The sequence below is a fragment of the Burkholderia latens genome (genome assembly GCF_902499045.1).
In the GTDB taxonomy this organism is placed as follows: domain Bacteria; phylum Pseudomonadota; class Gammaproteobacteria; order Burkholderiales; family Burkholderiaceae; genus Burkholderia; species Burkholderia latens.
In genome coordinates, this window is sequence record NZ_CABVPL010000021.1 from 35,593 (window position 1) to 49,348 (window position 13,756).

Genomic DNA, 13,756 nt, shown 5'->3' on the forward strand with positions numbered 1-13,756 from the left:
AGTCTATGCAGCGCGTGCGGCGGCAAAAACCCCGATTTCCGGCAGGCAGCTTTCCAGATGACACAACATTGGCGCGCGCCGCCCGTGTCGGCCGAACCCGTTTCACGCAATACGGGCATGGCCGGCGGCCGGCGCGCGCCGGGATCCTGCAAGCGGCGGTCAGAACCGCGTGCGCATGCCGAGCGTGCCGACGATCTGGTTCGCGGTGCTCGATGCGCCGCCCGACGTGTTGACGAACGCCTGGTAGCCGCGTCCCGACGCGTGCTGATACATCGCTTCCGCGTACAGGTCGGTGCGGCGCGACAGCTTGTACACGGCCTGCAGGTCGACCTGGTGCCATTTCGGATCGGTGCCGTGCTTGCTGTCCGGGTTCGACACGCTGCCGTCCGTATACACATAGGCGGCGCCCACGCTGACGGCCGGCGTTACCGCATAGCGCACGTTCACGTCGTAGTTGTTGAACGCGACCTGGCCGGTCGAGCCGAACGAACCCGTGTTGTCGTACTGCGAGCGCGTATAGACGAAGCCGACCGTCGCCGGGCCGAACACGTAGCTGATGCCGCCGCCGTACGTACGCATGCGGTCCGCGCCGACCGACCAGCCGCCCTGGCTCACGCTCTTCGCTTCGGCCACGTCGGCCGCGCCGGCGCTCGCGCTCGTCGAGCCCTTCGTGCCGTTCATCTGCAGGTACGCGCCGGCCACTTTCAGCGGGCCGTTCGTGTAGCTCGCGGCGACGCTGTACGCGCGGTTGCCGGCGAAGTTCGTCGAGTTCGAGAAGCCGTACAGCGCGCCGATCTTGAAGCCCGCGATCGTGTCGCTCGTGTACTTGACCGCATTGTTGATGCGCACCGAGTGGTTCAGGTTGTCGTTGTCGAACGGATGCGCGAAGCCCGCATCGCCGAAGTCGCCGGCCGTCGCGGACAGCGGCGCGACGAAATCGACCATCGTGTCGTACTGGCGGCCGAGCGTCAGCGTGCCGTACCCGCCGCGGGTGAGGCCGACGTACGCATGCCGGCCGAACAGCTTGCCGTGCTGCCCGAGCGAACCGTTGTTCGCGTTGAAGCCGTTCTCGAGCACGAACAGCGCCTTCAGGCCGCCGCCGAGATCTTCGCTGCCGCGCAGGCCGAAACGGCTGCCGTTGATCGCGCCGGACGCCATGCGCCACTGCGCGGCGCCATTCACGTTGTTGGTATAGGCGATGCCGGCGTCGATCAGGCCGTACAGCGTGACCGAGCTTTGCGCGTGCGCGAACGGCGCGAACAGCGCGGCGGCACATGCGCCGGCAACGAGGGTTTTGTTCATGCGGGGACTCCTGCGTGTGGGATGGGATAACCAAAGTTGGGCGCAAGTGTAGGGGCGCGTTCGCCCGATTCCGGCGGCCGGCCCGCGAGCGCTCCATTGCGATGCGTGCAAGAGTGCGTCACACGGCGTTCACAATCCGGCGCGGCCGCGGAATGGCGGGCGTTCCAGCGAAGGGCGCGATGTCCGGCACGCGGCCGGCGCACGTGTCGTGTCGCGGATCGACAACACGCGTGCGGGCGGGGCGGGGAGTTGATCGCCGCACCGGGCGCGTGGAGAATGGGTGAATCCATGCCGAGACAAGGAGACTTCGATGACCATGCATCACCGTCCGTCCTTCAGTGCCGCGCTGTGCTACCGCGACCCGAAAGCCGCACTCGCGTGGCTCGAACGTGCATTCGGTTTCGCGCGTTCGCTCGTCGTGACCACACCGGAAGGCGACATCGCGCATGCCGAAATGAAATTCGGCGACAGTCTCGTGATGATCGGTGGCACGTGGGCCGACTTCATCGCGTCGCCGGAAGACACCGGCGACCGCAATACGCAGCACGTGCACGTGCATCTGCCCGACGATGCGGACATCGACGCGCATTGCGAGCATGCGCGCGCGGCCGGTGCGGACATCCTGCAGGCGCCGGCCGACGCGTTCTACGGCGACCGCGTGTATCGGGCGCGCGATCCCGGCCGGCATGTATGGACGTTCGGCAAGCACGTGCGCGACGTGACGAACGAAGAAATGCACGCGGCGACCGGACTGACGATCGAATACTTCGACTGAATGCGGTACCACGCACCCGATGCCGGTTTTTCCCACTACGCGGCGCGCTGGCGCTGCATGACGCCGAGACCCACATGAATCTTTTCAATGCACGCCTGCGCGGCCGCGACGGGCTGTTCACGATCGGCATCGACGGCGACACGATCGCGCGGATCGACGTGCAGCCCGCGCCGATCACGCCGGCCACGCCTGTCGGTGCCGGCGATATCGATGCGGGCGGCCGTCTCGCGATCCCGCCGCTCGTCGAACCGCATATCCACCTCGACGCCGTGCTGACGGCCGGCGAGCCGGCGTGGAACATGAGCGGCACGCTGTTCGAAGGGATCGAACGCTGGGCCGAGCGCAAGGCGACGATCACGCACGAAGACACGAAGACGCGCGCGCATGCGGCGATCGGCATGCTGCGCGATCACGGGATCCAGCACGTGCGCACGCATGTCGACGTCACCGATCCGACGCTCGCGGCGCTGAAGGCGATGCTCGAAGTGAAGGACGAGGCGCGCGGGCTGATCGACCTGCAGATCGTCGCGTTTCCGCAGGAAGGCATCGAATCGTTCGACGGCGGCCGCGCGCTGATGGAGCAGGCGATCGAACTCGGCGCGGACGTCGTCGGCGGCATTCCGCATTTCGAGAACACGCGCGAGCAGGGCGTCAGCTCGATCCGCTTCCTGATGGAGCTGGCCGAGCGCACCGGCTGCCTCGTCGACGTGCACTGCGACGAGACCGACGATCCGCATTCGCGTTTTCTGGAAGTGCTCGCGGAAGAAGCGCGCGTGCGCGGCATGGGCGCGCGGGTCACGGCCAGCCACACGACCGCGATGGGCTCGTACGACAACGCGTACTGCTCGAAGCTGTTCCGGCTGCTGAAGCGAGCGGGCCTGAACTTCGTGTCGTGCCCGACCGAGAGCATCCATCTGCAGGGGCGTTTCGACACGTTTCCGAAGCGGCGCGGCGTCACGCGTGTCGCGGAGCTCGACCGCGCGGGCCTGAACGTGTGCTTCGGGCAGGATTCGATCAAGGATCCATGGTATCCGCTCGGCAACGGCAACATCCTGCGCGTGCTCGATGCCGGCCTGCACATCTGCCACATGATGGGCTACCAGGATCTGCAGCGTTGCCTCGATTTCGTGACCGATCACAGCGCGACGACGATGCACCTCGGCGACGCTTACGGGATCGCGGTCGGCCGCCCGGCGAACCTGATCGTGCTCGACGCGGACAGCGACTACGAAGCCGTGCGCCGCCAGGCGAAGGCCACGCTGTCGATGCGCCACGGCAAGGTGATCATGCGGCGGGAGCCGGAGCGCGTCGCGTATCCGGAGTGAGGAGGCGTGCGGCGGCGACGGCGGCACGCGTCGCGCTGGTTTATGTATGCGTGAAATACATGAGTTGATCAAAAAAATACGTTTGTTTCATGAGAGGTCGACGCCTACGATTCGGTGCTGACAGCGGCGTGCGCGGTGCGCGCCGTCTTTTCCACGCTCGTTCGCCGATACCATGCGCCTCGATCTCCCGTCCGCTCCCGCGTCCGCTTCGCCGCCCGCCAGTCCGCTCGCGCGGATGGCCGCCGTCACCATCCTGACCGGCGTCGGCGCGGGGTTCGGCGGGATGCTGCTCGCACTGCTGCTGCACGCGATCCAGCACGTGGCTTACGGCTACAGCCTCGCGCACGTGGTCGGCCCTACAAGCTTCCTGACCGGTGTGAGCGAGGCCGACCCGCTGCGGCGCGTTGCGGTGCTCATCGTCTGCGGGCTCGTCGCGGGCGGCGGCTGGTGGGCGCTGTACCGGTACGGCCGGCCGCTCGTCAGCATCCGCCGCGCGGTGCGCGCGGCGGATCCGCGGATGCCGTTCGTCAGCACGACGGTCCACGCGCTGCTGCAGATCGTCACCGTCGCGCTCGGTTCGCCGCTCGGCCGCGAGGTCGCGCCGCGCGAGATCGGCTCGCTGCTGGCCGGGCGGCTCGCGCACCAAGCGGGGTTGACGCCGGCGGATTGCCGATTGATGGTCGCGTGCGGTGCGGGCGCCGGCCTCGCGGCCGTCTACAACGTGCCGCTCGGCGGTGCGGTGTTCGTGCTCGAAGTGCTGCTCGGCACGTTCGAGCTGCGCGCGCTGGTGGTGGCCGTCGTCACGTCGGCGATCGCGGCGGCCGTCGCGTGGATCGGCCTCGGCAACGAACATCAGTACACGGTGCCTGCGTTCGTGCTGAGCACGCCGCTCGTCGCGTGGTCGATCGTCTGCGGGCCGCTGTTCGGTTTCGCCGCGTACGGCTTCGTGCGCCTCACGACGCGCGCACGGGCCGATGCGCCGAAGGGCCGGCTGCTGCCGCTGCTTGCGCTGCTCAACTTCGCGGTGATCGGCGTGCTGGCGATGCGCTTTCCGCAACTGCTCGGCAACGGCAAGGGGCCGGCTTCAATGGCGTTCGACGGCACGCTGACGATCGGGCTCGCGGCGACGCTGCTCGTGCTGAAGGTGGCGATCGAGGCGTGCAGCCTGCGCGCGGGTGCCGAAGGCGGGCTGCTGACGCCCGGTCTCGCGAATGGCGCGCTGCTCGGCGTCGTGCTCGGCGGGCTGTGGAGCGTCGTCTGGCCGGGTGCGTCGATTGGTGGATGCGCGCTGGTGGGCGCGACCGCGTTCCTCGCCGCGTCGATGCAGATGCCGATCACGGCCGTCGTGCTGTTGCTCGAATTCACGCGCGCGAATCACGACAGCCTCGTGCCGATGCTGCTGGCCGTGGCCGGTTCGCTCGTCGCGTACCGGTTCGCGCAGCGGGTGGCGGAGCGGCGTGCGCAGGCGATCGCAGCCGTCGGCACGCCGGAGGCGGTTGCGCGCTAGCCAGGCTCGCGGCCGGCCACATCAGAGTACCGCGAGCGCGACGAACCGCGTCTTGCCTTCGCGCGTTCGGCGGGCCTCTCCTGGATACTGGAAGGGCGCTGGGCGCGCGTAATTCCCTTGTAAAGTGGATTAGCACTGAAAATCCGATGCTAAGACCCAACAATCGGGAATTAGGGGCTGGCGTCCGGCAGGTCGCAATTCTTACATAAAACTTTCAAGTCGCGCATCATGACACCTCGATTCGATGGATTCGAAGGTATCCGGATGACATGAGCAGTCCCGACCCCGCGATGCGGTTCCTCGAGTCGAATTCATTTCGATAACAAGGAGCCAAAGTGACAAGACCATCATTTACCGTTGCCTGGGCGGCATCTCGGCGAATCTACGACCCTGCAAATTCCGGCGAGCGCGTCGCGAAAGTGATAGGCGGATACGTCGAGAAGAACGTCAATAATCCGAACCCAGCGGAGCGATGGAGCAATACATGTGCGGTGAGGATGAGTTATATCCTGGGCGAAGCCGGTATGGCGATGCCGCGAATCCCCGGACAAACGGTATCGGGCGGAGACAATCGGCAATACTTTTTTCGTGTCAGAGACTTGATTCGTTTTCTTGAGCAACGATGGGGCAAGGCAGAGGCGGTCAAATACCCGCCGTCGACCGGAGGTCCGCTTGCGGGTCGACAGGGCATCATCCTGTTCGAGGTGTCCGGGTGGAGGGATGCTCAGGGTCACGCTACGCTGTTCAACGGGCGGACGTGTTACGACCGCTGCTATTTCAACGAACCGGGCGCGCGGTATCGCACCGATCGCGCGAATTTTGGAGTCCGTCATGAGGGGAGCCTGGATCGCTGCCGCGTTGGCGTGCATCGCGCTTCAGCCGGCGATCGGTGCGGCGAAGGATGCCGCACAGGCGTCGCCGGAGGCAGGCTCACGGACTTACATCCAGAACTTCAAGGACATGGTGCTCTCGGCGTGCCTCGCTACCGCGTACAAGCAGGCGCCCGGCGTAAGCAAGGACATCGGCAGCAGCACGAGCGCGTTGCGCGACTGGAGCTACTACGACATGGAGCGTGCGCCTGACGTCATTCACGCGCTGGTCGAGAAGTACCTGGCTCGCGATTACCGGAATCCGGTTGTCGAATCGGAAGTCACGGGTGTGAAGTTCGATTTCCTGAAGTGCATCGATCTGTATCACGGCAACGAACTGGACGCCGCGGCGAAGCAGCTGGTGTTACGCCCGAACAGTACCTATCGCGCCGAGCATTCGACGAAGCCGCAGTAGCGATCCCCGCCCGGCTGCGCGACCGCCTGCCCCGATGCCGGCGCGAGCGCAGGTCGCCAACCATTATCCGATCGGGCAGAATCGGCCTGCCCAGTTTCCACCGACGGACGCTGCATGACCGAACCGACCGAGCCTCCCGGCCGCCGCGCTTACGCGAGCTTCGCGCAACGCTATGCGGACATCGCGCCGACGAAGGCGCACAACGCGCTGTACGAGCGTCCGGCCACGCTGGCGCTGCTCGGCGACGTCGGCGGCCTGACGGTGCTCGATGCCGGCTGCGGGCCGGGCATCTGCAGCGCGCATCTCGCCGGTCAAGGCGCAACCGTGCATGCGTTCGACGTGACGCCGGAGATGGTTGCGCTCGCGCGAACGCGCTGCGCGGGGCTCGCGGTCGACGTCGTGGAAGGCGACCTGGAGGCGCCGCTCGGGTGGCTGTCCGATGCGTCGGTCGACAAGGTGCTGTGCTCGCTCGCGCTCGACTACGTGCGCGACCTCGCGCCGACGCTGCGTGAATTCCGGCGCGTCGCGCGTCCGGGCGGCACGCTCGTGTTTTCGATGGCGCATCCGATGCGCGACTGGATGGACGCGCGCACGCGCGGCGACGGCACGTACTTCGACACGAGCCGTTTCGGCTTCCACTGGTCGGGTTTCGGCGAACCGAAGCCGTATGTCGAAGCGTGGCGCCGGCCGCTTGCCGACATCCTGAACGCGCTTGCCGACGCCGGCTGGCGGCTCGACCGGTTCGTCGAACCGGCGCCGCTGCCCGAGATGAAGGCCGTGTCGGAGCGGCTCCATGCGGAGCTGTCGCTCGCGCCGGCGTTCGTGTGCATCCGCACGCGGCGCTGACGGCACGCGGCCGCGGCCCAGCCGTCAGCGTGCCGGCTCGTCGGTCAGCGTGCCGAGAAACGCTTCGATATCCTTGATGTCCTGCTCGGTCATCGCGGGCTTGTCGCCGGGCTTGCGATCGAACGGCGCATCGGTCACGTCGACGTTCGCGCGGTACTTTGCCGGGATGTCGTCGTACATGTCGATCTTGCCGTCCGCGCCGCGCGGATAGAACTTCTGCGGCGAGATGCTACGTTCGTTGTAGAACGCCATCACCTGGTCGAGCGTATGGAACACGCCGTTGTGGAAGAACACGTGGCGCGTCGCCGCGTTGCGCAGCGTCGGCGTGAGGAACATCCCGCAATATTGCGTCTGGTCCTTCAGGTCGTCGCGGAACGGCCCGCACACGCCCAGATCGTAGAACGCCGGGTTGCGGTTCTGCGCGAGCGCGCGGTTGCGCGGCGCACCGAGCGCCTCGTACTGATAGTCGGTAAACATCGGCGGCAAGCCGTCCTTGCCGGGCTTCGACAGGTGGCAGCCGGCGCAATTCGCCTTGTCCGGATCGTTGAACAGCCGCAGCCCGCGCAGCTCGGCCTGCGTAAGGCGCGCGCGGCCCTCGAGCCAGCGGTCGTACTTGCTGTTGTATGGATGGAACGACGGATCCTCCACCTGATACCGCGCGATCGCGAACATGGCCTCCGACACCGCGAGCTGCGGCGTGGAGAACACGCGCGGCCCGAACAACTGCTCGAACTGCGCGCGATGCGGCGACTGCGCGAGCTTGCGCGCCACGTCGCCGATGCTCGCGTTCGCCATTTCGACCGGATTCAGCAGCGGCCCGAACGCCTGCTGCTGTAGCGTATCGGCGCGGCCGTCCCAGAACAGCCCGCCTTGCGGCACGAGTTGCGGCGCGGCCGCCGTGCCGGCCACCTTCTGCGCCTTGACGACACCGGCCGCCGACGCGGCCTGCTGCGCGACGCTCGGCGCCGCATCGTTTTCGCCGGCATCGGGGCCGATGCTGAAATTCGGCTGGCGGTACAGGTACATCAGCGACGGCGGCGGGCGATAGCCGTGCTGCGTCATCGCGAGGCCGCCCGGCTGCACGTCGAGCGCGTTCGGCGGGCCGTACGCATGATCGGGGCTGTGACACGACGCGCACGACTGCTTGCCGGACGCCGACAGCGACGGATCGGCGAACAGCGCACGCCCGAGTTGCGCGACGGCCGACAACGGCTGCGCGGCGGGACGCTGCAACACGACCGGATGCGCGTTCGCGCCGGTCCAGCCGGCAACGACGTCGCCGATCGCCGCCGGCGTGCGCGCCGGAAACGCGATCGCGAATGCGCCGTAGCCGAGCACCGCCGCGCCGAGCACGAACGCCGCGCGACGCAGCACGCGGGCAGCGGAGCGCGGCGCCGCGGCGCCGGATGATTCGGAAGAAGGGAACGCGGGACGAGCTGTCATGCTGTCGGTCGAAAGTCGGATGCCGCGCAAACGCGGCGCGTTAAACGGAAACGGCCGGCGCACGATGCGCCGGCCTGCTGCTTGCCGCGACCGGCTGCGCGATGCCGGTCAGATCGACGGCGCCGCGCTCAGCACGGTGCCTTGCGTCGGATCGAGATACAGCGGCGCCGTGTTCGGCTTCGACGCGAAGTCGAACAGCCCGCGCAGGTCGCCCGCCGTCGCATCGAACGAACCGCCGCCGATGCGCTGGCCGCCGAGCCAGTTGTCCTCGATGAAGCGCACGACGGACGCCTGGTCGATCAGCGTGTGGTCGACGTAGTTCTGCTTCGCGTATGGCGAGATCACGACGAGCGGGATGCGCACGCCCGGGCCGCAGCGGCCGTTCACCGTTCCGCCGTTCACGCCGGTGGTGCCGCCCGTGCCGCACTTGCCGTTGCCGTTGACCTGATCGACGGCGTCGGACGATGCATGCGTCGGCGTCGTGTACGCATGGTCGTACCAGCCGTCCGAGTCGTCATAGGTGACGATCACGGCCGTGTTCTGCCAGTCGGGCTGCTGCTGCAGGAAGTTGACGACCTTCGTGACGAACGCCTGCTCGTCGAGCGGATCCGAGTAGCCCGCGTGCCCGTCCTGCGCGGCCGGCGCCTTCAGGAAGCTGACCGACGGGAAGTTGCCGGCCTTCACGGCCGCGAAGAAGTCGTCGGTGTCGTACTGGTGGTTCGCCGGTTCGGGCGTCTTGCCGTCGGCTTCGACGCTCGAGCCGATCGCCGCGACCGAACTCGGGCGCGTGTGCTGCGGGTTCGCGGTCGACGCGTAGTACTGGAACCAGTTGTGGTGCGGGATGTAGTCGGCCGTCGCGGCGTTCACGGCAGTGGCGACGGTGCTGCGGTTGCAGCCGGTCGTGCCGTTGCTGTTGGTCGTCGACAGGTTGAAGCCGCCCATGAAGCCGCCCCACGTGATCTTCGCCGCGTTCAGCAAGTCGCCGATGTTCTTGCCGCTCATCATCGCCTGATCGGTCGTGCTGGAACACACGTCGTAGCCCGGATCGACGTCGTTGATCATCGTGAAGCCGCCCTGGCCGTCGTTGATGTAGTACGAGCTGGCGGCGAGCGTCGACGGCTGCTTCGACGTCTTGACGATCTGCATTCCGTTGGTCTGACCCGACACGACGTTCAGCGCGCCCGGCGTCGATGGCCCGTAGACCGTCGTATACGCGTTGTCGCTCATCGCGAAGCGCTGCGCATAGTTCCACAGCGCGGTGACGGTGTTGCCGTCGAAGTAGCCCATCACCTGGCCCTTCGTGCCGAACGCGCCGGCGCCGCCGGACGAGCCCTTGCCGGTGTATTTCGGAAACAGGTCGGCGAGGCCGTTGTCCTCGGCCTGCTGCTCGGCCGTGTACGCGTGGTTCTGGTCGGCAGTCGCGGCCTGCGTGCGGTCGAGGCGGAACGGGTTCGCGGCGTCCGCGCCGTTGGCCGTGTTCGTGAAGTTCGGGTTCGCGGTGAGCAGCGTGTCCGTCAGCCCGTTGATCGCCGGCGTGCCGGCCTTCGCGGTGAACGCCGGTTCGCCGGCCGGGTTCGCCGCATTCGGATACGTGCCGAAGTAGTGGTCGAACGACACGTTTTCGCCGTAGATGACGACGACGTGCTTGATCGGCGTGGCGGTCTGCAGTGCGTCCTGCGACGACACGGGAGGCGTCGACGTGGGATCGTCGCTGCCGCCGCAGGCGAACAGCGCCAGCGCTGCACCGGCGCAGGCAGTGACGAGCAAGGCTTGACGGAACATCGGGAAACTCCAGGCTAAGGTCATCGATGGTGGAGAACGGCCCCGTCGCCGTGTCGGTTCGGCGCGGAGCGCGCGAGGGAGCACGCGCATTGGAACAGCCGCGTATGAAGATATGGGGACGGAGTGTTTTCGCGACGGTTGCGCTGCGGTATCGGTTTCATTACGACCCGGTGCGATGCGAAAGAGAACGGAAAGGGCCAGACCGTCTGCAATTTCGCCGTCACATGCCGCCGTGTGCCGGATGTGGCGGCGCAAGCGGCTCGGGACGGAAAGGGCGAGCCGTGGCCGGGACGTGTTCGGGGCGCCATGCGTCGCTTTTTTGACAATCCGGTGACGCATTCATACGATGAACGCCTGCCGCGCGCCGCGCGGCCTCCGACCGTCATCGAGGTCCCGCGTGCCGATCCCCGTTCTGTTTGCCGTTCTGTGCGCGGCGTTCCTGCACGCATCATGGAATGCGCTGGTTCGCAGCAGCGGCGACCGGCTGCGCTCGGCCACGGTGCTACAGATCGCGATCGGGCTGTTCGCGCTGCTGTTCCTGCCTGCCGCCGCGCCTATCACGCCGGCGAGCTGGTTCTACGTCGTCGCTTCGGCCGCGCTTCACGTCGTCTATACGCTGCTGCTCGTCCGCGCTTACGAGCACGGCGACCTGAGCGTCGCGTACCCGGTCGCGCGCGGCACCGCGCCGCTGCTGGTCACGCTCGGGGCGGCGGCGTTCGCGGGCGAGCGCCTGAACATCGGCGCGCAATGCGGGCTCGTGCTGATCTGCGCGGGCATCATGGCGATCGGGCTGGAACGCGGGCGCGGCGCGAAACACCGGATGATGCAGGTGCTGCCGACCGCTTTCGCGACCGGCGTGTCGATCGCGGCGTACAGCGTGGTCGACGGAATCGGCGTGCGGGAGAGCGGCAGCACGGTCGGCTATACCGCGTGGATGTTCGTGCTGACGGGCGCGACGATGGCCGCGTACTACCGGCTGCGGGCGGGGCCGTTGCGGCTGACGCAGGATGTCGGCGAGACGGCGAAGGCCGCCTGCGGCGGCGTGTTCGCGGCGCTCGCGTACGGCATCGTGATCTGGGCGATGGATCGCGCGCCGATGGGGCCGGTGTCGGCGCTGCGCGAAACGAGCGTGGTGTTCGCGGCGCTGATCGCGCGCGTCTATCTCGGCGAGCGGCTGACGCCGCGTCGGGCGGGCGGGTGCCTGGTGATTGCGTGCGGCGCGCTATTGATCAGTGCGTTCGACGCGGGGCACTGAGCACGGCCGCCGCGCAACGTGCCGGCCGGCGTCGCGCGAGCCGCCGCGTCAACTCTCCACCGGCATCGCACTCGTGCACTTGATCTCGTCGAGACACACGCTCGAATGCACGCCGCTCACGCCGGGAATGCGCATCAGCGTCTCGAGCAGGAACGTGGACAGCCCTTTGAGATCGTGCGCGACGACCTTCAGCACGTAGTCGATGTCGCCCGTCACCGAAAAACATTCCTGGATCTGTGCGAGGTCCGACACGAGCTTCTGGAACTTCGACAGGTCGCGGATATGCCCGCGCTCCATCGTCACATGCACGAACGCGGTGACGCCGAACCCGAGCGTGTCGGGGCACAGACGGGTTTCGTAACGGCGGATCGCGCCGATCTCCTCGAGCCGTCGATGGCGCCGCAACGTCTGCGCGGGTGACAGGCCGACGGCCTTCGCCAGGTCGAGATTCGACGCGCGGCCGTTCTCCTGCAACACCGACAGCAACTGGCGATCGATGCGATCGAGAACCGGTTCAGGCATTTTTGTTTCCTCATCTGTCTCCCGGATGCAATCTTATCTCATAATGTAGGGTTTGCATGAGCGGGTTACGCAACCCGATTTCGCCGTCGCGACGCTAAACTGACGCCGGATTTTCGTGTGCGGCCGCAGCACTGCGGGCGGCAGCGACGGTCGGCGGCCGGTCTGGCGGGCCCGCGGACAGGGAATCGGGCGTCGTCGCACGAAGATTGCAGTCCCCAACCCGGCGGCCCCACGAACGGCCGCCGGCACAGTAAAAACAGCGCCCGGCACACCGAGGCGCGCCGCACCGCTTCCGGCGGAGGCGGACAGAGTGGAGAAGACATGGTTTCTGGAAACGACAAGGACGGCCTGAAGCGGGGGCTGAAGAACCGGCACATCCAGCTGATCGCGCTCGGCGGCGCGCTCGGCACGGGGCTCTTCCTCGGCATCGCGCAGACGATCAAGATGGCCGGCCCGTCCGTGCTGCTCGGCTACGCGGTGGCCGGCGTCGTCGCGTTCTTCATCATGCGCCAGCTCGGCGAGATGGTCGTCGACGAGCCCGTTGCCGGCTCGTTCAGCTACTTCGCCGACAAATACGTCGGCCACTTCACCGGCTTCCTGTCCGGCTGGAACTACTGGGTGCTGTACATCCTCGTCAGCATGGCCGAGCTGTCGGCCGTCGGGATCTACGTGCAGTACTGGTGGCCCGGCGTGCCGACCTGGGTGTCGGCGCTGGTGTTCTTCGTCGCGATCAACCTGCTGAACCTGGCCAGCGTGAAATCGTACGGCGAGACGGAATTCTGGTTCTCGATCATCAAGGTCGCCGCGATCGTCGGGATGATCGGCTTCGGCGGCTGGTTGCTCGTGAGCGGCCATGCGGGGCCGCAGGCGAGCATCGCGAACCTGTGGCAGCACGGCGGGTTCTTCCCGAACGGCGTGTCGGGGCTCGTGATGTCGATGGCGGCGATCATGTTCTCGTTCGGCGGACTCGAGCTGATCGGGATCACCGCGGCCGAGGCCGACGATCCGAAGCACAGCATTCCGCGCGCGACGAACCAGGTGATCTACCGGATCCTGATTTTCTACATCGGCGCGCTGGCCGTGCTGCTGTCGCTGTATCCGTGGGAGAAGGTCGTGACCGGCGGCAGCCCGTTCGTGCTGATCTTCCATGCGCTGAGCAGCAACGTCGTCGCGAACGTGCTGAACGTCGTCGTGCTGACGGCCGCGCTGTCGGTCTACAACAGCGGCGTGTACAGCAACAGCCGGATGCTGTTCGGCCTCGCGAAGCAGGGCAACGCGCCGAAGGTGCTGTGCTCGGTCAACAAGCGCGGCATTCCGCTCGCCGCGCTCGGCGCGTCGGCGCTCGCGACCGGCGTGTGCGTGCTGGTCAACTACTTCATGCCGGGCAAGGCGTTCGAGGTGCTGATGGGCCTCGTCGTGTCGGCGCTGATCATCAACTGGGCGATGATCACGCTGATCCACCTGAAGTTCCGCCAGGCCAAGCGCGTCGCCGGGGAGCAGACTTCGTTCCGCAGTCTGGGCTATCCTTTCACGAATTACCTGTGCCTGGCCTTCATGGCCGGCATTCTCGTCGTGATGTACCTGACGCCGGACCTTCGCCTGTCTGTGTACCTGATCCCCGTATGGCTCGCGGTGCTCGCGATCGGGTATCGCTTCCGTCAGAAGAATGCCGGCTACGCGTTGCGCGACCGCGCGTCCGCGCGCTGACCCCACCG

The 13,756-nt window shown here is 67.0% G+C and carries 11 protein-coding genes and 1 pseudogene; 8 read left to right on the forward strand and 4 right to left on the reverse strand.

Features of this window, described 5'->3' with window-relative positions; genetic code table 11:
• Nucleotides 1-159: 159 nt before the first annotated feature.
• On the reverse strand, nucleotides 160-1,302 hold the full coding sequence (locus tag BSE24067_RS16280) for a porin (RefSeq protein ID WP_151064578.1): 1,143 nt from the start codon (nucleotides 1,300-1,302) through the stop codon (nucleotides 160-162).
• 310 nt (nucleotides 1,303-1,612) lie between these two features.
• Between BSE24067_RS16280 and BSE24067_RS16285 the strand changes: the two genes are divergently transcribed.
• From BSE24067_RS16285 to BSE24067_RS16310, 6 genes and pseudogenes are all read left to right on the forward strand, one after another.
• On the forward strand, nucleotides 1,613-2,077 hold the full coding sequence (locus BSE24067_RS16285) for a VOC family protein (RefSeq protein ID WP_151064579.1): 465 nt from the start codon (nucleotides 1,613-1,615) through the stop codon (nucleotides 2,075-2,077).
• A 74-nt stretch (nucleotides 2,078-2,151) separates the two neighbouring features.
• Complete coding sequence (codA, locus tag BSE24067_RS16290; protein WP_151064580.1) at nucleotides 2,152-3,402, forward strand: cytosine deaminase; 1,251 nt, start codon at nucleotides 2,152-2,154, stop codon at nucleotides 3,400-3,402.
• A 172-nt stretch (nucleotides 3,403-3,574) separates the two neighbouring features.
• Nucleotides 3,575-4,909 carry a chloride channel protein gene (locus BSE24067_RS16295; RefSeq protein WP_151064581.1) on the forward strand — a complete coding sequence of 445 codons (1,335 nt, stop codon included), beginning with the start codon at nucleotides 3,575-3,577 and terminating at the stop codon, nucleotides 4,907-4,909.
• Nucleotides 4,910-5,328: 419 nt separating this feature from the next.
• A pseudogene (locus BSE24067_RS32795) lies at nucleotides 5,329-5,664 on the forward strand (type VI secretion system amidase effector protein Tae4); the annotation flags it as partial.
• A 76-nt stretch (nucleotides 5,665-5,740) separates the two neighbouring features.
• Nucleotides 5,741-6,193 (forward strand): type VI secretion system amidase immunity protein Tai4, encoded by a 453-nt coding sequence (locus tag BSE24067_RS16305; RefSeq protein ID WP_151064582.1) that lies wholly within the window; start codon nucleotides 5,741-5,743, stop codon nucleotides 6,191-6,193.
• 114 nt (nucleotides 6,194-6,307) lie between these two features.
• Nucleotides 6,308-7,039 (forward strand): class I SAM-dependent methyltransferase, encoded by a 732-nt coding sequence (locus BSE24067_RS16310; RefSeq protein ID WP_151064583.1) that lies wholly within the window; start codon nucleotides 6,308-6,310, stop codon nucleotides 7,037-7,039.
• Between the two features lie 24 nt (nucleotides 7,040-7,063).
• Here BSE24067_RS16310 and BSE24067_RS16315 read toward each other — a convergent pair whose 3' ends face one another.
• Both BSE24067_RS16315 and BSE24067_RS16320 read right to left on the reverse strand, forming a co-directional pair.
• Nucleotides 7,064-8,482 (reverse strand): cytochrome-c peroxidase, encoded by a 1,419-nt coding sequence (locus BSE24067_RS16315; protein WP_151064584.1) that lies wholly within the window; start codon nucleotides 8,480-8,482, stop codon nucleotides 7,064-7,066.
• A 108-nt stretch (nucleotides 8,483-8,590) separates the two neighbouring features.
• The gene (locus tag BSE24067_RS16320) at nucleotides 8,591-10,264 is read right to left on the reverse strand and encodes a phospholipase C (protein ID WP_151064585.1); all 1,674 of its coding nucleotides are present in this window, start codon (nucleotides 10,262-10,264) and stop codon (nucleotides 8,591-8,593) included.
• Between the two features lie 346 nt (nucleotides 10,265-10,610).
• Between BSE24067_RS16320 and BSE24067_RS16325 the strand changes: the two genes are divergently transcribed.
• On the forward strand, nucleotides 10,611-11,519 hold the full coding sequence (locus BSE24067_RS16325) for an EamA family transporter (RefSeq protein ID WP_151064586.1): 909 nt from the start codon (nucleotides 10,611-10,613) through the stop codon (nucleotides 11,517-11,519).
• A 48-nt stretch (nucleotides 11,520-11,567) separates the two neighbouring features.
• Here BSE24067_RS16325 and BSE24067_RS16330 read toward each other — a convergent pair whose 3' ends face one another.
• Nucleotides 11,568-12,041 (reverse strand): Lrp/AsnC family transcriptional regulator, encoded by a 474-nt coding sequence (locus BSE24067_RS16330; RefSeq protein WP_151064587.1) that lies wholly within the window; start codon nucleotides 12,039-12,041, stop codon nucleotides 11,568-11,570.
• Between the two features lie 321 nt (nucleotides 12,042-12,362).
• Here BSE24067_RS16330 and BSE24067_RS16335 point away from each other — a divergent pair, with 321 nt between their 5' ends.
• A complete protein-coding gene (locus tag BSE24067_RS16335) occupies nucleotides 12,363-13,748 on the forward strand; it encodes an amino acid permease (RefSeq protein WP_151064588.1) in 1,386 nt (461 codons plus the stop codon).
• Nucleotides 13,749-13,756: the final 8 nt, after the last annotated feature.